The organism is Candidatus Zixiibacteriota bacterium, assembly GCA_029860345.1.
GTDB lineage: Bacteria > Zixibacteria > MSB-5A5 > GN15 > FEB-12 > JAJRTA01.
Genome location: JAOUBJ010000010.1, coordinates 41,639 through 61,983 on the forward strand (window position 1 = coordinate 41,639; position 20,345 = coordinate 61,983).

Annotated in this window: 9 protein-coding genes; 5 read left to right on the forward strand and 4 right to left on the reverse strand. The window is 55.1% G+C overall.

From position 1 onward, the window contains the following. Positions 1–306: 306 nt before the first annotated feature. Complete coding sequence (locus tag OEV49_11180) at positions 307–2,895, forward strand: T9SS type A sorting domain-containing protein (protein MDH3891636.1); 2,589 nt, start codon at positions 307–309, stop codon at positions 2,893–2,895. Positions 2,896–3,213: 318 nt separating this feature from the next. On the opposite strand, the gene OEV49_11185 is transcribed toward OEV49_11180, so the two are convergent. Continuing rightward, a complete protein-coding gene (locus OEV49_11185) occupies positions 3,214–5,520 on the reverse strand; it encodes a HAMP domain-containing histidine kinase (protein ID MDH3891637.1) in 2,307 nt (768 codons plus the stop codon). Positions 5,521–5,687: 167 nt separating this feature from the next. Here OEV49_11185 and OEV49_11190 point away from each other — a divergent pair, with 167 nt between their 5' ends. The 4 genes from OEV49_11190 to OEV49_11205 all read left to right on the forward strand — a co-directional run bounded on the left by OEV49_11190 (position 5,688) and on the right by OEV49_11205 (position 13,867). After that, positions 5,688–6,491: a hypothetical protein gene (locus OEV49_11190; protein ID MDH3891638.1), complete on the forward strand. Its 804-nt coding sequence runs from the start codon at positions 5,688–5,690 to the stop codon at positions 6,489–6,491. A gap of 755 nt (positions 6,492–7,246) precedes the next feature. Continuing rightward, the gene (locus OEV49_11195; protein MDH3891639.1) at positions 7,247–11,305 is read left to right on the forward strand and encodes a T9SS type A sorting domain-containing protein; all 4,059 of its coding nucleotides are present in this window, start codon (positions 7,247–7,249) and stop codon (positions 11,303–11,305) included. A gap of 241 nt (positions 11,306–11,546) precedes the next feature. Beyond that, a complete protein-coding gene (locus tag OEV49_11200; GenBank protein ID MDH3891640.1) occupies positions 11,547–12,734 on the forward strand; it encodes a pyridoxal phosphate-dependent aminotransferase family protein in 1,188 nt (395 codons plus the stop codon). Positions 12,735–12,739: 5 nt separating this feature from the next. Further along, positions 12,740–13,867, forward strand: a complete 1,128-nt coding sequence (locus tag OEV49_11205) for an N-acetyltransferase (GenBank protein MDH3891641.1) — start codon at positions 12,740–12,742, stop codon at positions 13,865–13,867. Between the two features lie 307 nt (positions 13,868–14,174). Here OEV49_11205 and OEV49_11210 read toward each other — a convergent pair whose 3' ends face one another. The 3 genes from OEV49_11210 to ric form a co-directional block, all read right to left on the reverse strand. Next, on the reverse strand, positions 14,175–16,748 hold the full coding sequence (locus OEV49_11210) for a serine/threonine protein kinase (protein MDH3891642.1): 2,574 nt from the start codon (positions 16,746–16,748) through the stop codon (positions 14,175–14,177). A 339-nt stretch (positions 16,749–17,087) separates the two neighbouring features. Continuing rightward, positions 17,088–18,083: a hypothetical protein gene (locus OEV49_11215; GenBank protein ID MDH3891643.1), complete on the reverse strand. Its 996-nt coding sequence runs from the start codon at positions 18,081–18,083 to the stop codon at positions 17,088–17,090. 1,394 nt (positions 18,084–19,477) lie between these two features. Beyond that, on the reverse strand, positions 19,478–20,194 hold the full coding sequence (gene ric, locus OEV49_11220) for an iron-sulfur cluster repair di-iron protein (protein MDH3891644.1): 717 nt from the start codon (positions 20,192–20,194) through the stop codon (positions 19,478–19,480). Positions 20,195–20,345 lie beyond the last annotated feature (151 nt).

Below are 20,345 nucleotides of genomic sequence, written 5' to 3' on the forward strand. Positions count from 1 at the left end.
ATCATTGGATCGCACATCTAGCTAGGTTCCTGATTACCAAGCATACAGATTATGGCTGAGAACATCCACGCAGGTGGACAACCGTTATGGTGGACCGCCGGCGCCGGGATGCAATCGCGGTGCTGGCCGAGTAGGTCCCCGAGAGGAGGTATCTTATGGGAATCGTCTTTTAAGACGTCGTTCACCGAGGTCCCGATTCGATAGCGGTACGGACCGTCAGGGCTGCACCGATATGTGCTTCGAATCGGCAAGTTCAGCAGGTTTACCAAGGCGTGGCGGTCTTGGAGCAAAGGGAGTAACACTATCATGAATCAAGATAATGGACAACTTGAGAGCGGTCATTCCGCACATTACGGTGGAATTGGCGGTGGACGCACTGGGCTGGTACTCGCTGGTCTCATGTGGTCGCTGTTCACACTGACTTTTCTTGCCGTGTCCGGGGGTGCAGCTACTCTCGGCACCGTGACAGTAACTGATAATACGGACAATGACACAGAAACGCACGCCGGGTGGAGGTGGGAGAAGGCAACTTCACACACCGTGTCCATGACACCCGGGAACTGCGGTGCCAACGTGCATCACAAGAGTATCCTAGCGATAGACGTGAGCGCCAGTGGCGGCGACCACGATGCCTCTTGGCTCGTAGACTATACCGTCCAGTTCGATGTCATCACGACACCGGGCGACGCCTACGATCTCTATATAGAAACCAGCCGCCTGATGAGCATGGTCGTCAATAATGACGGCGGCGCGTGGGCCTGGGCCGAACTCGGCGCTGTCAACGGTTCATACACCGGGCCCTCCGGCGCCGGGACACTGGATTTGGGCTCGTTTGAGGATATTGACAACGACAGTAACCATGGCTCAGACGTGTGTCAGGATATAAATGATGGTCCTGCAGTTTTCCATATCAATCACGATCAACCCTACTCTTTCGCGATCCGTTTCACATGGACCGCTCACGTAGGATCCGAGAACCAGGGGCTTATCGGTGGGGATGAGGCCGCGATCCGAGGTGGGATTGCTCAGTCCATAAGCCCCAGATTGTGGGCCGGAGATTATCCGGGCGATCCTGATCATCTCGATTGTGGTACCGGGCGTAACATTTCAACCGATGGCCACTTTGTGAAGCTGGACCTCATCAGTTCCGTGGTCGAAGGTGGTGTCACTCAGTCCATAATGAAGAAATATCTTTTCGGTCCGCCGAGACCTTGTCTTTATGAGACGTGGGGCTGGGCGGGGTGTCTTGGTGACAATTACGATGTCGATTTGTACTATACCAATTCAACCACTATGCAAGTGGTGTGCACTGATCGCATCGAGGTTCGAGATGGACGTCGCCAATGGTACACGGCCTTGGATTGTTGGGATTGCAGCGGCGACTTTGTGGCCTGGTTGCTGACCGATATCCCTGGCAAGGACGGCGGCGACGGAAACAGCATTAGCGGTACTTTTCCACTGCAGCGCGTCTATGAGATAGACAACACCCCGGCGATTGCAATCGAAAAAACCCATGCCACGCTGCAGGGGCAATATGAACAAGTCTCCATTACTATTGCCAACTCACAGCTCCTAATGGGGGGATTCGATTTCCTGATCGCTTATGATGCCTCTGCCTTGGCGACTCCCGAGGTGACACCGGGTCAACTGCTGGAAGATTGCGGTTGGGAGTACTTCACATATCGACACGGCGCCGACGGCAACTGCGGCGATGCCTGTCCATCCGGTCTGGTGCGCATTTTTGCCTTGGCAGAGACCAACAACGGCCCCAACCACCCCATCTGCTTCGGACCTCCGGATACCGACCCGCATGAGCTGGCCAACATGAGATTCCTGGTGACCAATGATCGCACATTCGAGTGTCAGTATGTGCCGATCAAGTTCTTCTGGACCGACTGCGGTGATAACTCGGTGTCGTCGGTGGACGGTGAACTGATGTTCGTTTCCGATCATGTCTACGAATTCGAGGGCACGGATATCACCGATCCCAGCTTTGGTTTTCCGACCTATTTCGGTGTTCAGTCGGAGTGCTTCGAAGGTGGAGATCCCGATAAACCGACGCCGCTGCCATTGATTGACTTCTATAACGGCGGGATCGATATCGTCTGTGCCGACTCGATCGATGATCGCGGTGATGTCAACCTCAACGGTGTGGTCAACGAAGTTGCCGACGCCGTGCTGTTCAGCAATTACTTCGTACACGGTATTTCGGTCTTTAACGTCAACGTCGAAGGTCAGATCGCGGCCTCCGACGTCAACGCCGATGGGATCGCTCTGTCGGTGGCCGATCTGGTCTACCAGATTCGTATAATCACCGGTGATGCCCTGCCGTATCCTAAACTCACCCCGATAACGGCCACGGCCGATCTTGTCAACGGTGTCCTGTCGGTGGATGCTGACATGGGTGCTGCTTATGTCGTGGTGGACAACTCTGTGACGCCTGTGTTGCTGGCTGAGTCGATGGAGATGAAATACCATTACGACGCCGACCATGATCTGACTCGCATCCTTGTCTACAGCATGGAGAAAGATCGACGATTCGCAGGTGACTTCCTCGGCGGTATCGACGGCAGCGTGATGACTCTGGAGATGACCACCTACGAAGGCAGTCCGGTGACATCCAAACTGGTGCCGGATGAGTTCGCACTGTATCCCAGTTACCCGAACCCGTTCAACCCGGTCACGACGATACCGTTCGCCTTGGCGACTTCGGTTGACTATGACCTTGTGATCTACAACTCTCTTGGTCAGACGGTGAAGACGTTCAGCGGCCACTCCGGTCCCGGTCTTGAACGCATCGACTGGAACGCCTCTGGCTACGCCAGCGGTGTCTACTTCTATCGATTGACAGCCGGTGATTTCACCGACACCAGGAAGATGGTGTTGTTGAAATAACTTCTGTGGGGCGGTTGGGCGAGGTAGCCCAACACGAAATCTCCACGTCCGGTGCAGTCAGGCGAGTCGCCTGACTGCACCTGCTAGGCAGGCTCGTTCGGTCACCCTTCGACTCCGCTCAGCACGAGGTGACGGCGCGCGAAATGCTGCAAGAAAAGATGGATGCCGGATCAAGTCCGGCATGACAGAGGAAGGAGATTGCCGCGTCGGTCACTGCCTTCCCTCCTCGCAATGACTGCCCACCCTGTCATGCCGAGCGGAGTCGAGGCACGAGCGGAGTCGAAGTATGAGCGCAGTCGATGCATGTTAGTAGAACGTTTACCCCGGGTCCAAGGGTAGACTTACCGTGAACGTCGTCCCCTGGCCCGGTTCGCTTGCTACCGTAATGTCGCCCTGATGGTCGCGCATGATCTGATAACAGATAGCCAGCCCAAGACCTGTTCCCACCCCGACACCTTTGGTCGTGTAGCCGGGATCAAAAACTTTGTCCAGCCGGTCGGGGGGAATCCCTTCGCCGGTATCGGAAACCGTAATGACACCCATTCCATCGCGCACCGCAGTTTGGATCGTGATCTCTCCACGACCGCTGATGGCTTCTTTGGCATTGGCCAATAGATTGAGGAATACCTGGTTAAGTTGACTGGGATAGCAGGCGATCCGGGGCAGGTCACCATATTCTCTGTTGACGATAATATTCTGCGCCAGTTGTCCGTGCAGCAGACCGATAGTCTCATCCAGACAGTCGTGTACATCCACTCGCTGCAACTCAGCTTCGTCCAAACGGGCGAAGCTTCTGAGTCGTTTTACAATGCCGGCAATCGAGTCTGCTCCATCCCCGACATTTCGGCTGGATGCCTCGGCCACGTCGAAGGTCTTGTCCAGATCGGTCATTCGCTTCGGATCGACCTCGGCGCCGGCCAGAAGTTGACGCAGTCGTCCGACAGCGCGGTAGGCCGTGTTGTTGTTACTTGCCATGGCGCCCAGGGTATTGTTGATTTCATGCGCAATACCAGCAACCAACATTCCCAGCGAGGCCATTTTCTCCGACTGGACCAATCGGGTCTGAGCGGTGACAAGATCGACCATGGCCTTCTGCAACTCATTGCGCGCCTGTTCAAGTTCATCACGTTGGAGCGAGATCAACTCCAGGTTTCGCCGTACTTTTCTGCGATGATAGTTGGTCGCCACCAAGGCTATAGCCAGCAGACCAAGAACGGCGAGAAAAGTCCAACGATGTCGAACCATAAAGGTCGTCAACCTGGCCAGGAATGGTTGCTCCTCAAAGTATACGACCAACGATTGAGGTTCGATCAGGTCTCTCAGCAACAGAGGTGATACAGCCAACTCCGGGTCGAAGTCCAGCCTGTGCGAATAATCATAATTAAACAGACCCTCGTACTGTGCAAGCAGGCGGAAATCCCCATCCAGCAGAAAGGTCATGCCGTCAGCCGTGGAAACAATCAGTTGATTCCTGCCGTTGTCAAGAAAACCCCCGACTTTCCAAACACTCGGTTCGGTCTCAAATTGGTATCGACCTATTTCGGTCAGCATCTTATCGTACACTATGATTTGGCCGCCTGTCGTGGTCAGCAGAATCTCGTCACTGCCGTCGGCGTCCAGATCGCCACCGATCAGTTGGCGCACGACCGGGCCCTCAGGCAACCTCAGGGAATCCAGCAGAAGCCCGTCGGTTGAAAAGAGTCGTATTAGGCTTCCCGCCTGGCCAACGGTGTCGGATTCACCAAAACAGGTGTAGGTGAGTAGTTCCTCGTCGCCGTCCCCGTCCATATCCATTGGCATTAGACCGATCTGACTGAATATCCCACCCAGCACGATGTGCCAGCGTTCATTCCCGTTTTTGTCAAGCCCGATAAGATAGGAATGTCGATCATCCATGGCATCGGTCGACACAGCATTCCCCATCGACATTACGGCAATCGCCGCTCCCGTGATCCGACCGGAAGCGTCCCTGGTAACAAATGGCCCCATCGGCAAACCGGTGATGTCATACTTCCACAGCACCGAATCGCCACGCCAGTCCAGACAGTAGTATGTCCGGGGAAGCAGATCGAAGCCTGAGAAGGCGGTCACCAGGAATTCATCCACGCCGTCGTCGTTGAAGTCCTCAGTCTTTGAGATTTTGCAGCCACCGTCCCAGCGTCCGTTGGAGTTGCTATCAACGAAAGTGAAGAGATGATGCTTGTACTCGGTCTCACCACCGACTTCAACCATCTCCACCCAAACTCCGTCCCCCAGTTGATATGTAAACGCGACTTCATACTCTCCGTCACCGTCAAAATCTCCACCCATGGGAACCATAAGGTGCCACACCCTTCGATTCACCTGATTGATTGCGCCACCTGCCAAAAGGTCGCGCCAGAAGACTATGAAACTGAGTGTATCCTCGCGCCAATGATTGGCTACTTCCCAGGCTCCCGGACGGTCCTGGCCGGGTACCGCCATCGGAGTTATGGACCCAGTACCGGATTGGAGCTTGATTACACCGTGAGTTTTGAATTGGTACGGAAGAAGGGACGCCTCTTGAGCGCTTTCAACGGTCCGCACCGCGAAGATCGCCGGAGCCGAGAGAACCAGGGACACAATTACCAAAGCAACCAGTTTCACCAACTGCCTCCTCCAAAAGTCTGACCGAATATAGTTGTCCTGCCGGATCAGGGAAAGTGAAATCATGGACTGAATACTCCTGTGAAGGGAACTGCAGGAGCGGGCATTGCTCACCAGTCAATCTCTGGGTAAAACTCCCGATAACTACAAAAAAGGGAGTATCACCTGTGCGGACGATCTACCAAAAGACAATTCCCCACACCAATTCGGAAATGGCAATTCGTGCTTTTTCTCTTATCTTTGCCCTCAGCCTCATGTTTGTCTGGGGCTGTGAAAAAGACACGGGCACAGGCAGCGGCCCGATCGATTTCAGCTACGACGAAGAATGGCCGGCCAATCTCGATGCCATCCTGACCGACACTTTTGCCGACAGCACCGACGATCAAGTGGGGTTGCCGACCTGGCAGGACGGACCACCCTATTCGGAACCGGTACCGTTTCCCTCGGTTGACGTGACACAGATAATCCTCGGCGTCGACAACGGCTTCTTGTACATGCGCGTCGATTTTGCAGGCGTCATTCCAAGTGAAACGGTGGTTATCGATTCATCGGGCGAGATCGAGCACCAGAACGTCACCAACCAGGGGATGAATATCGCACTCAACTCCGACAACGATCTGGACACCGGTGCCAATGGTGAGGGTGTCTGGGGAGTCGATATTTTCTTTGCTGTTGGCTTCACCTATGGCCAACACAGTATGGTCTACGCTAACTGGGATTTTTCGAACCACGATGTCCACCTGCACAACCAACAGCTCTACGGTGAAGCAGGACTTGGCGGACAGGGTTACGACCATGTAGTAGTCCGGTACAAGATTTCAGGTTTAGGGTCCTATTTCCCCTTGGGCACGACCATCGAATTCGGATCGTGGTCTGAGGCTGAGAGTTACAACGATGACGGAAGTCTCAAGTATCATCACTTCGCATTCGATCCGTTCACGGCTGTGACCTGGACCATCCCCAGCCAGTAAGCTTCGGGGCCGTTCGGCCCCCCGCGAGCCGCCTGACCGATAGCCTGTAAAGGCGCTCCAAGCGGCTAAAAAAGACAAAATAGTCCTTGACAAGCAGCTCCCAGTTCCTTAAGCTGTGTGCGGACGGAACTGGGAATCCATCTTCGCTTAAACATCACGCCAGGACATCTCGTCAGCACAACTCGCCAGGCCATCAAACGGCATCCCTGAATCCAGACCTGTAGGTGACCAGTCGAGATAGACGTTGTCGTGCCGGAATCACAGCAGCGTCGGTACTGGTCGAGTATTGGGCTAAGACATGAAGGGCACAGTGGACACCAGAGAAAAGACCGGATCGGCCGAGGTTCCAGAACCGACGGCTATGTCCTGGTCAGACTCCGTCGCGTTGCGGGCATGGTCGGGGGGCGAGTCGGACCGTAGCGGTCAATCGTCGATCACCGGCTGTCGTGTGAGGAACAGAACAAAGGAGTTCAATCTCCAAATGATAAGCGAACTACCAACCCAAAGGAGGCAAACGAGAGAGCTATCGATTGATGAGGCGTGGGCTTCGTCGACGTATTCGACTGAAATCGACGGGAGCTTACGCTCGGATACGGGTAGATTCGGGGGACCGGCATGGTTCGCCAAAATCAACGGACAAACTCTACAGAATAGATGCACGTGCTCACAGTCGGACCGCGATCCTCCAGTCGCAGGTACTTCTTTGCTGAGCGGATCGACGGCGCGGGCAGTAACACTAACCATTGGAGGTTACCATGCGATTCGGTAAACTCTCAACCATCCTCACGGTATCGCTGCTGGCGATCTGGGTGATACCCAGTGCGTTCGCTCAGATAGAAGAAAAGGGTGTTCCCGTGAGTTTTGGCATTACCACCAGGGCTGTACTTCAGCCTGTATCAATGCCGCCGATTGATATCCCGGCCCTCTTAGTGGAGGATAGCATACAAGAGGAGCAGGGCTACCCGTTCCGATTCGGTTACGGGTACGATGTACACTATGACCTCGATAATTCGGGCAGTTGGGAAGACTTGTCCGACGGCAGCAGATTATGGCGCTTTCGCATCGAATGCCCCGGCGCCTTCTCGATTAACCTCATCTACGATGATTTCTGGCTGCCCAAAGGCGCCCGGTTGTTCGTTTACAACGAAGACCGCAGTATGGTGATAGGCGCCTTTACTGAGGAAAACAACAAAGAATACCGCCAATTCGCCACCAGGCCGGTCAAAGGGGACGTGACCATCCTGGAATACCATGAACCGGCCGACGTCGAGCAACCCGGGATTATCAGTATCCAGCGTGTTGTACACGGCTACAAGGATATTTTCCATTGGAGCACGGTCAAAGATTTCTTAAGAAACTACGGAGATGCGGGCACCTGCAACAACAATGTAAACTGCCCGGAAGGTGACCCTTGGCATAATGAAAAACGCTCGGTAGCAATGATTCAACTGGCCGGCGGGACCAGGTGGTGTTCGGGTTCGCTGGTCAATAATGAACCTGGCGCCGACAGACAGTATTTCTTGACCGCGGAGCACTGTGGTACCGGCTTCGGAACCTGGATTTTCATGTTTAACTACCAGAGCCCCACCTGTATCAACGAGGATGGGCCTACCTACATGACGGTGTCGGGCTCTACCAATAGAGCCGTCAATGCTAATTCTGACGTCAGATTGGTTGAGATCGACGAGGCGATCCCGCCCTTGTACAGAGTGTACTACGCCGGTTGGAATGCTCTCAACCAAACCCAGACCTCGGCCACCGGTATCCATCACCCCAGAGGTGATATTAAGAAGATATCGTTTTCCACCAGCGGCACCACTACCGCCGATTACCTCGGGTCCTCCGGTTCAGGAACCAGTCATTGGCGAATAGTATGGACTGACGGTACCACGGAGGGCGGGTCGTCCGGTTCACCGCTCTTTGATCCTAATCGTCGGATTGTTGGTCAGCTTCATGGAGGCTGGGCATCCTGTACACAAATGAGCCAGCCCGATTACTATGGGAAATTCAGCCAATCAATGGACTTCGGCACCAGTTCGGCGAATCGTCTGCGAGAGTGGCTCGACCCGGATGCCACCGGCACGGACCTGCTTGACGGCCGAGACGGCTATGACCTTGAGGCAGCGGTCCTGCTGATCGACAGAACCGGCTCGATGTCACTCCTCACGGCTGACGGTCGCACTAGGTTTGAAGTGGCGATCGAATATGCCCGACAAGACGCCGAGGAAATCTACGAGAATCATCCGGGGGTATCGGTACTGGTAGGTCATTTCGAAACCGATAACGTGATCGTGGCTGGGCAACCCTGGCGGACGGATTTGACCAACGTGTTGGCTGATATCACTGCTGTTGAGGCTCTGGGGACCGGCAATATGACGCCGTTAGCCGATGCCATTTCCGAAGCGGCTGATGTTCTGGCCGGCGCCTCCACGCCGGGATTCGGAAATCTCTATATCTACACCGATGGAAACGAGAATTATTCGGAAATCGGGAGCTCAGAATATACCGTTACCGGCCCCTGTTACAGCGATCTGATCAACTTCCCGGATGACCCGGCTGACGTGATAGCAGGTACAGGAACCGGTATTGACTGGGACTATGGATGCGATCCGGGTGATCCCGGCTCGAACTGTGGAGACTATCAGGAGTGTGTGGCCGATGAACTCATCGCTGAAGGAATTATCTATGCACGTTACTTCGGCCTGCCGATTCTGAAGAGCGGAACCGACCCAGAAGATGAGAGCCGCACACCGATGGACGCACTTGCCACCGACGCGAGTGGTCTTGACGGTGGCACCGGTCGGGACAGCGAAGGCCTGAAGTTCTTCCGCTACCTGGCCGAAGCCTCCGGAGGCGAGTTCCAATTCGTGTCGGATGTCAATCAGCCGCCTATCGCAAGCTGCCAAGACGTCACGGTCTACGCCGATGCCGACTGTCTCGCCTGGGCTTCGATTGACAACGGCTCCTACGATCCGGACGGCGACCCCATCATGATCGTGCAGGTCCCCACCGGTCCGTACCCACTGGGTCAAACCCTGGTCACCCTGACGGTCAGCGACAATTTCTTGTTATCCAGTTCCTGCCAGGCCACGGTGACGGTGGTTGACACTACCTCTCCGGTCTGTATCCCGCCCGATGACGCCACGATCTTCCTGTGCACCCCCACGGAAATCTGCCTGCCGGTAGCCTGCACGGACAACTGCGATCCCAATTCGACCATAACTGTCGTTGGTGGCCCCGGAGAAATCGTTGGCAATCAGTCGTGGTGCTACACCCCGCCCGGCAACGGAACCTACGACGTGACGATGCGTTGCACCGACTCAAGCGGCAATTCCTGCGATGCGGAATTCTCCGTGACTATTTGGATGGCCCAACTCGCCATCGAGAAGACACACAACACGTTTCAGGGACAGTTCGTAGATGTCTCCATTACGATTGTGGGCTTAAACCTCCCCATGGGTGGTTTCGATGTCCTGGTGGCCTACGACGCTTCAGCCCTGGGTCTGCAATCGGCCACGCCCGGACCGCCCTTTTATGATCCCGCGCCGGACGGCTGCGGATGGGAGTACTTCACCTATCGCTTCGGACCCTTCGGTAATTGCGGCGACGCCTGTCCATCAGGGATGGTCCGTATTTTCGGTTTGGCCGAGACCAACAACGGACCCAATCACCCGTCATGTTATGGTGTGCCCGACAGTGATCCGCACGAATTGGCCACGATGACATTCCTGGTCACCAACGACCGGACTTTCGAGTGCCAGTATGTGCCGATCTGGTTCTTCTGGGGTGATTGTGGTGACAACACCATTTCAAGCCAGGATGGCGGCGTGTTGTATCTGGACCGCCTCATTCACGACTACGACGGCAGATTGATCTGGGATGAAGACGATGACGATCAATTCCCGGAAGATGAGAGAATACCGTATGTGGGTGCTCCGGATTACTGTTTGAACCCGGACCCGAATAAACCGTCTCCATTCCGCCTGACCTGCTTTGTCAACGGCGGTGTTGACATCGTCTGCGCCGACTCGATCGATGCTCGCGGCGATATCAACCTCAACGGTGTGCCCAACGAAGTCGCCGACGCCGTGCTGTTCGGCAGGTGGTTCGTGATCGGCGGCGGATGCTGGCCTATAGGGCCACCAGTGGAGGCCTATATCGCGGCGACCGATGTCAACGCCGACGGTATCACGCTGTCAGTAGCTGATTTCGTTTACCTCGTTCGCATCATCACCGGCGATGCTCTGCCCTATCCGAAACTCTCACCGGTAACAGCCGACGCCGATCTTGTCAACGGCGTGTTGTCTGTGAATACCGATATGGGTGCGGCATACGTCGTGGTCGAAAACTCTATCACGCCGCGACTGCTGGCTGAGTCGATGGAGATGAAGTACCAGTACGACGTGGATAATAATCTTACTCGCATACTGGTCTTTAGTCTGGAGAAAGATCGACGCTTCTCAGGTGACTTCCTTGGCGGTGTCGAGGGCAACGTGATGATTTTGGAGATGGCTACTTATGACGGCACTCCGGTGACGACCAAATTGGTGCCGGATGAGTTCGCGCTGTATCCCAGTTACCCGAATCCGTTCAACCCGGTCGCTACGATATCGTTCGCCCTGGCTCAGCCGGTGGACTATGAACTGGTGATCTACAACAGCCTGGGTCAGATGGTGAAGACGTTTAGCGGCCACTCCGGTCCCGGCTTCGAACGCCTTGACTGGAATGCCTCAGGCTTCGCCAGCGGTGTCTACTTCTATCGACTGACCGCCGGTGACTTCACCGACACCAGGAAGATGGTGTTATTGAAATGACCTAAACCACTCTGTTCCGTGGGCGGCAGACGTTCGTGTCTGCGCCCGATGTCGGTACTAACAAAGCCCGGCGTGTTACGCGATGCGCCGGGTTACTTTTAACTACTTGGTTTTGGCCCGCGGGCAGGCGGCTAAAATCTTGACAATTGTACTCAAAAGTGCTTTAATCGGCTGTCCGCAGAACCCGGAGAAAGGAGCCGATTTGCCGCCCGAAGAAAAGACCGGGGTCAAGTGCCCCGACCTGTTCGAAAAGTGCTTCCAGTACACAACGCCACAGGATATTCGCAACCTGGGCATCTACCCCTATTTCCGTCCCGTCCAATCGGCGCCCGGTAATGAGGTCGTGATCGATGGTAAAGAGTGCATCATGATCGGATCCAACAATTACCTCGGATTGGTCAACCATCCCAAAGTAAAAGAAGCCGCCGCCGCCGCCGCTCTCAAGTATGGCTCCGGATGCACCGGTTCACGGTTTCTCAACGGCACTCTGGATTTGCATATTGAGCTTGAACACCGGCTGGCGAAATTCATGCAACGTGAGGCGGCCCTGGTCTTCTCAACCGGATTCCAGACCAATCTGGGTACTATCTCCACGCTGGTCGGCAAGAGTGATGCGGTCTTCATTGATCGGCAGGATCACGCCTGTATTGTCGATGGTACTCGTCTTTCCTACGGCAAGATATATAAGTTCGCCCATAACGATATCGATGACTATGAACGGGTCGTCAAAAACGTGGTCAATAACGGCCATCGCGGCGGTATGTTGGTGGTGGTCGACGGTGTCTTCTCGATGGAGGGCGACATCATAGACCTACCGCGCCTGGTCGAGGTATCTCAGCGCTATGATGTGCGCGTGATGGTCGACGATGCCCATTCGGTCGGCGTACTCGGTGAGACCGGCGCCGGTACGGCCGAGCATTTCGGTTTGCTTGACAAAGTTGATATCACCATGGGCACATTCTCCAAGTCGTTCGCCTCGCTGGGTGGTTTCATTGTGGCCGATGCGGCCGTGATCGAGTGGGTCAAACATACCGCGCGGGCGCTGATATTTTCAGCCTCGATTCCGCCGTCCAACGCAGCGGCCGTGCTGGCGGCCCTGGACATTATCGAAACCGAACCGGAGCGGCGCGAACATCTCTGGAAGAACGCCCATCGGATGAAGCGGGAGTTCGCAGGTCTCGGGTTTGATGTCGGTCGTACCGAGACCCCGATTGTGCCAATCGTGATCGGCGGTGACATCGAGGCGTTCGAGTTCTGGAAAGCGCTGTTTGATCGCGGTGTATTCACCAACCCGGTTGTCTCGCCCGCGGTGCCGCCGGGGCAGGCGATGATACGCACTTCGTACACAGCCACGCACACCGACGAGCATCTTGACCGGGTCGTTGAAATCGTGGCCCAAGTCGGTCGCGAAAAGGGACTAATCTCCTAAACTCCATGGCTACCGTCAACATCTTAGAAGTAGAATCGTCGGCCCATCTGAACGATTTTATCGACCTGCCAAATCGACTATACAAAGGTGATCCCAACTACGTAACGCCGCTCAAGTCGGAACGACTCGAATTCTTCGACCGCGACAAAAACCCATTCTATAAAACTGCCAAAACCAAACTGTTTCTGGCCGAACGCGACGGTGAGCTTGCCGGACGGATCGCCATTTGTGTTAATTTCACCCACAACGAAGTTCATGAAGAGCAAACCGGGTTCTTTGGTTTTTTTGAGTGCGTGGACGATTTCGAGGTTGCCTCGGCCCTGCTGAAGACAGCCATGATCGAATTGAAGCGCGAAGGAATGGAAAGGATGCGGGGACCGGTCAGTTTCTCCACCAATCATGAGTGCGGTTTCCTCATCGAAGGCTTCGACTCGCCGCCGGTGATCATGATGACCTACAACAAACCGTACTTGCCTCGGTTGGCGGAGAAATTCGGGCTCAAGAAAGGGATGGACCTCCTGGCTTACAAGCTGACCAAAGAGAACCCTATTCCCGACCGCGTCCAGAAGATTGTCGAAAAACTCAGGAAACGTTCGGGCGTGACCTTTCGCAATATCAGGATGAACGACTTCGCCAACGAGGTGCAGCGCATCCGGCGCATCTACAACGAAGCCTGGGAGCACAACTGGGGTTTTGTGCCCATGAACGAAGACGAGTTCACCTATCTGGCCAAAGGGCTCAAGCAGATTGTCGAACCGGAACTGTTGTTCATCGCCGAGCACGAGGATCGACCGGTGGCCTTTTTGATGGCCGTGCCCGATGTCAACCAGGCGTTGATCCATCTAAAGGGGAAGTTGATGCCGAGCGGTGTTTTCAAACTTCTCTGGCACACCAAGATCAGCAATAAAATCGACGGCGTTCGCGTGATGACCATGGGTGTGGTGCCGGATTTCCGCAAGCGTGGTCTGGATTCGATCCTTTATGTGGACGTGTTCAACCGTGGTATCGAGCGTGGCTATCGCTGGGGGGAACTGTCCTGGATACTCGAGACCAACGAGTTGATGCGTAGCGCTATCGAACAGATGGGGGCTGACTTGTACAAACGTTACCGCATCGTTGAGATGCCTTTGTAGGCCCACGCTCAATCACCAAAGCAAGAAGTAGGGTGGGTCCGTCTTCGGGACCCGCCAAATCAAGAAAAACACGGCTTGATCGTGTCAGGACCACAAGGGTCCCGACCTACTGGGGCTACTAAGCGTAGCGCCGGGTCTCACCCGCCTGCGGCGCGAAGGACCCAGCGCAACATTTAGGTTGTGCAGCAGGTGTCGGGCGGAGTCGCCCAACACCACCAATGATGCCCGACGGCATGCTTCGATTCCGCTCATGCTTCGACTCCGCTCAGCATGAGGTTTGGGTGACTCAGGATGGAGTTGTTGTGGGTCAGTCAACCGCCGTCGCTTGTCGTGGGAGTTTGAAATCGACAAAGTAGAGAGTGGTTATCAGAAGCCCCAGCCACAAAACCAGAATCCCACCGCCCATAATTTGGTAGTAATTGTCTTGTGTGTACAACAACCTGTAGCCGCTTTCCAGGGTCTCCGCCGTAAGATCAGCGACAAGTCCGGCGAGAATTCCGTACCTGAACAAACACCAGAGAATGATTCCCACGCTCAAGAGCGAGATCACGCCGACAAGATTTGCGGCCTCCGGCGGACCCGAGCCTTGATCCCAAATTGCGGCCAGGCACAAAACAATCCACACGACCCAGATCCAGTTGCCCAGCTTCAAATACTGCTTCAGCACTACGATTACAGCGAGCCCGACGAGTATAACGGTAGTAATTGCCACCACCTGGGAGGCCAGATTCCCAATCCGCGGCAGGAGCGTAACCAGCAGGTCTTCTCCATAGAAGGGATAGATATCAACTTGGTAAAGTCGCAGTACGATTCCTTTTAGCAAAAGTGGAAAGATGGCCAGGGCACCAATGGTTAATCCTATGGCGCCACATCGCGCCCAGACTTGTCCGGGAAATCTCAGGGTCATCGCTTCCATCACGCCCGACAAAGTGTCAGGCCGCGTATTCCTCAAGACACTGTAGGCGACTCCGATCAAGAGAAACGCCGCCAGCCCGACAATGGTTGCGCTGAGTAGCAACGCCACCACCATCTGCTCCAACATTTCGCCAATCCCACTCTCAAAGTACGGATAACGAAAGAAGCCTGTTTCGGCCAGCGGATCTACCAAAAGCAAGGCCGCCAGGGCGACATACAGGTGTAAAGGTGGTACCCTGAACCACTTTTTGCGCACAGCTATGAAAATGGTAAAGAACAAGCCGATAACACAGATGCCCACCGCGAACAGTATTCCAATCTCCTGTTCGTCAGCCATACTTCGCGACAGCATCGGTGGAATCTCAAGTGAACTGGCAGCTTTGACTAAGGTGGCACCGGCCAGAGTGAGTGATGCTACCGGAGTGAGGCCGCCGGCAAGAGTGTCTGATGCGCGCCATCGGAACTCCCTTTTCGGTCGCCCCTGGGCATCAGATTCGATAATCGGCAGCAGCGTCAGTCCGGACAGTTCCGCTCCGAACAGTTGATTGGCCAGACCCAAAGCCAGAACTGACGCCGAGTCGGACGATATCGAGTCAGGGACAAAATCCGGTCGCATCACATGGAACACCGAGTCGATCCGGCCGGTTGCGTCGATCACTATATAGAAGCGATCCTGATGATCGGCACTGGCCGCGATCGTTCGATACCTGAAGGTCGGCTCCCATGTTTCCTGATCCAGCCATTCGGATCGCGACAAGTCCGACTGTCGTATTATTCGCTGACGATACTGATTGACCCTCGGCTGGGTGTGAAGGCGATATCCGTAGAGACTGATATCGAGGCCGTCCAGGAACTGTTGGGCCAGTTGCTCGGCATCCTCGCTCGATATCTGTACGCGGTCCAGGGCCACAGTTTGAGGACTGGGCCAGAAACTCAAAGCGGCGACCACGCCGACGGCAATTGCAACAGCCACATATAGCACCTTTCGCGAAGGTAGCATAGGAAGCGAAGGGACATTTGCGGCAGGTTCTGATAATGAGTCTGTCCCCCCCGCGGCCTGGGTCGATACCTGGGTGGTCTGCAAGTCAGGGCTTCCCCCCTTTAACTCCCGGTCAAGTCTACCGATATCAGCGAGGAGTTCGTCGGCCTGCTGATACCGCAAATCGGGATTTTTCTCCAGACATTTGGATAACAGATGCCAGAGCTCAAACGGTACGTCGGTGAGGTGTTCGTCGAGAGCCGCTGGTGCATTGGTGGCTATGTTGTTGGCTGTTTCAGCCGGGTACTTGCCGTCGAATGGTCGATGACCGGTTACCATCTCGTAGATCAGAGTTCCAAGGGAGAACAGGTCGGTTCGATGGTCCATCGCTTTGCCGGTGACCTGTTCCGGCGACATATAGGCGACAGTGCCGATAGTCGAGGCGGTCTGTGTGGAGTCCTCTTCCAGGTCGCGCCGGGCCAGGCCAAAATCGAGAATCTTGACCATCCCGTCCGTCGTGAGCATGATGTTGTGGGGTTTGATGTCGCGATGGATAATGCCCGCTTTGTGCGCCGCGCTCAGCCCCCCGGCGATCTGCTTTACGAGGGTGATGGTCCTATCGATAGATAGGATTCCCTCGTCGAACACTTCGCGCAGTGACCGACCGCCGACCGATTCCATAGCGAAATAGGGACGGCCTTCGTGCTCGCCGACCTCGAAAACCTGAACGACATTGGGATGGTTGAGCGCAGCCACGGCTTGGGCTTCACGGGTGAAGCGGGTTCTGAGTTCGGAGTTGGACAGGCTGTCGAGCGGGAGGAATTTGAGAGCGACCTGCCGTTTCAGTTTGCTGTCGTCGGCCAGATAGACCTCGCCCATACCGCCTTCACCCAGTTTTCGCACGATCCCAAAATGGTCAACGCGCACACCGGGTCCTAATGACTGAAAGGTCCGGGTCTTGTCGTCGTCGCGATTCTCAGGTTCCAAGATCGACACTCCGGTCTGACGAGCCTGCGTTTTTCTCAGCTTGTTTAACTACCGAATTTAGTTTGGATTATTCAACGGCGCAATCTCAAAACAATGGGCAATTGACCGTATGTGCTGCACGCTGGCGTCGCACCGCCAGGCCGACAAAAAGTCGGGACCGCGAGGGTCCCGACTCCCAAAAGAGGTACTAATGGATGTCCTGCCAAGCGCTATCGATACACTCGCAAGACGGTGGTTTATTTCTTGCTCAGTTTCCAGTAGGGCGGGTCCGTCCTCGAACCCGCCGTCCGTCTTAGTGCCCGCGTGATCTTCAGATCGCGTGGGTTAGCTTTCCACCACCTACGGCACCAAATACTCAGGCGAACGCGGCAACTCCACCGCCGCCTTGATACTGACATGCTCCTGCTCGGTCGCCTGGATCGATTGTATCACCCGCTCGAACCCGATACCACAGCCGGATGACTGACCCTCGGCCTCGTCCAGAATCTCGAAATACCAGTTGAACTGCGCCGGATCGACACCACTGTCGACAATGTGATCGTACATGTACGACTCTTCGAACTGCTTCTTGCAGATGGATGAGCTACCCTCGCGCACTGCGCCACCGACCGACTCACCGGCGTTGGGCAACAATAGATCGCAGCAGAGCGTCGTGCCGTTGTCGCGCTTCATGCTGAAGAACTTGATCACACCGCCCTCTTTGGGACGCGGATCGGATGGGTAGAGTGTCACAAAGGTCGGCAGGTTGTTGAGAATCTTGCACAGGTCCTGCTCTTCGGCCGCACCGAGGTCATCGCCGTGCTCAAGTTCGTGGCCGTTTTCATTCAGCAGGGCAACAGCCGCCTTGTAGGAGATGCGATTGAACGGCTGATTGACATAGCTTTTCAGCAGTTCGTTATCGAACAATGACAGACTGGCCGAGTACATCTTCTTGATCAACGACTCGATATGGTCCATCAATCCGGCCAGTTCGAAATCGCGTGCCTCGAACTCGATCAGTGTGAACTCGCACAGGTGCCGGTCGGTCACTTTGCGCTCCTGGCGGAACGACGGACCGATCGTGTACACCCGGTTGTGGGCGACGGTGAACGCTTCGAGATAAAGTTGCCCGGTTTGACGCAGGAACATTTTGGCATCGGCTCCTTTGTCGTCGTACATATCAACTGGCATGGCGTTGGGGAACCATTCGCAGGACCCGGTAGCGCCGGTGATATGCGGTACCTGGATTTCCATGAACGAATGGTCCTTGAACCAATCCCGGGCGGCTTGCAGGGTTTTGGACCGAAGCTGACTGGTTCTGATGTACTCGCCTTTGCTTACTGCCAGGTGTCTCATTGTAGCATCTCCTTTGGGTTGGGGTAATTGAAGTCGTCCGTGTCACTCCGAGCGCAGTCGAGGAGCGACAACAGTGACCCTGCGATTCTGTATGGTTTACTTTTGGTAATTCCGTTGATTTGGTGCCCCACCCCGCCTGGGCGCGGCTGTGGGTTCTGGCTTGTCACCCCGAGCGGAGTCGAGGGGCGACGACCAACACCTGCTTCTGACTGAGTGAATGGCAGCTGGCCGCGAAGCGGCAAAAAGCCATTTATGGCCCCGAGCGGAGTCGAGGGGCGACTATTAACCTCACCCTGAGCGAAATCGAATGGCCAGGTTTCGACAACTGTAGGGCAGGATCCCTGCGATCCTGCCACGCGCGAAGCGCAAGAAGCCCATTTATGGGCGGCTTGACCGGCCGCGAAGCGGCAAGATGGCAGGCTTGCCTGCTGGCCAAAAAAAAGGCCACCCGCACAATACGGGTGGCCAATAAAGGCAATACGATAGGGACAACAGGTCCCCTTTGTGGGGAGATTAGCCGACATGGACGCTCCTTTGGTTGGATCGCCTTCGGCTTTGCGCACTCATTTTGTGCTCTTTTGTCCCTACTGATATATTCATGTCTCTGAAAGCTCTATTAAATCGACCTGTTGAATATATGTCAATAAAAAAGAACGGAGTTTTTTTTGTGGGGGGGCTATGCTTCCTCCGCGATTTTTCTGCCGGTCTGAGATATCTCAACAAGTTCTGCATCAAGAGGAATCTCTCTCTCCTTGATGAGTCGAGAACCCACCCACCCTGCTATTGAAATGAGGGTGGCTGCGCGCGAAGCGCAAGAGACCCATTTATGGGCGGCTTGACCGTGACGCCCACGGCTTGACCGTGACGCCCACGGCTTGACCGTGTGTTATGCCGAGCCGAGTCGAGGCATGAATTCCTGTGGCTCAGCCCACTCCTCGACTTCCGGGTGGCACCCTCAAAGCTTCTTTGGGGGTGACTATACTACCTGGTGCTTCCCTCCCAAACAAGGTTTGAGACGGCCACACATCCCCGCGCGACCTGAAGATCACGCGGGCACAACAAGCACCCCTCGACTGCGCTCGGGGTGACATGGAAGGGTCGCTCAATGTCATGGTGAGCGGAGTCGAACCATGAATCCCGTAGGGTGGGTTCGTCTTCGAACCCGCCATCTTCGGTAGGTCAGGACCCTTGTGGTCCTGACAAATGCGGCAGGTCTCCAAGAAAAGAGAGACCTGCCCTACAAAGACTGGATTCCGGGTCAAAGCCCGGAATGACAATCGAAGAACTGTCCGCACTCTGTTCACCCTGCGACTGCGCTCGGGGTGACATGAAAGGATCGCTCACCATGAGGTGAAGGAGAGCGAAGCGCTCAATACCCATTTATGAGCGATTCATCACTGTCTCAGTTTCTCTTCAAGGGCGATGGCGCGGGGGAAGAGGATGCTGCTTTCTTTGAGGATATGCTGGTGAATATCGAATTCCAACTCGGCCAGGCCCTGCAATAGCGCCTGGTAAGTCGTGCATCCATCTTCCGGAGGCTGGTACCCGTTGGTAAGGGACTTGAGATCGGACAGGGCATTACCAGCGTTGTTGTGTTCCATTTCCATCACGCGGATCGGGTTGGCCACATCGCCACAATGAAATTCGGTTTCGCCGGTCGTGTCCATCTGACGAATAATCGGAAACAGTACTTGCTCTTCTTTAGCCAGATGCTGGGTCAGCTCTGCGGTCAGGGCGCTCAATGTCCCCGCGACCCTGGTCAATTCCGGATGACGCTCTGAGTGCGCGTTGACCACTTTTTCCATCAGATCGCTCAGACGGGGAAGCTCTTTTCTAAGGTAGACATGATGGGTCGCTTCGATATGATCGGCCAGTTTGGTCACGCTGGCTTCGCGCCAGTCGGTGCTATCGACCTCTTTCACTTCGGCGTCCGATTTGGTCAGCGCGGAGAGGATCTCATCGGCGTCGATCCCTTTTTCTTTGCATGCTTCACTTAGGGGAACATGGCCGCCGCAACAGTAGTCCAGGCCGTACTGCTCAAAGACCCGTGATCGGCTGAGTTTTTCTGCGACTATCTGTCCGATCGGAGTTTCCAGTGTGCTTTCCTGCATTTTGTATCTCCATACGTTAAGAAGTTTCGAAGAAACTACGATGCCAGACCTGGCAAGTCATTGACCTAAGTCAATTAATATCCCTTTCAATTTCCCTTGTACAGACCTACGAGCTAAAACCAACTGCGCCCGGTATGACAGAAATAACTTG

What these genes read in the sequence shown, in the direction of transcription:
- OEV49_11205 (MDH3891641.1), top strand. Translation starts at nt 12,740, where the DNA reads ATGGCTACCGTCAACATCTTAGAAGTAGAATCGTCGGCCCATCTGAAC.
- ric (MDH3891644.1), bottom strand. Translation starts at nt 20,194, where the DNA reads ATGCAGGAAAGCACACTGGAAACTCCGATCGGACAGATAGTCGCAGAA.
- OEV49_11195 (MDH3891639.1), top strand. Translation starts at nt 7,247, where the DNA reads ATGCGATTCGGTAAACTCTCAACCATCCTCACGGTATCGCTGCTGGCG.
- OEV49_11215 (MDH3891643.1), bottom strand. Translation starts at nt 18,083, where the DNA reads ATGAGACACCTGGCAGTAAGCAAAGGCGAGTACATCAGAACCAGTCAG.
- OEV49_11180 (MDH3891636.1), top strand. Translation starts at nt 307, where the DNA reads ATGAATCAAGATAATGGACAACTTGAGAGCGGTCATTCCGCACATTAC.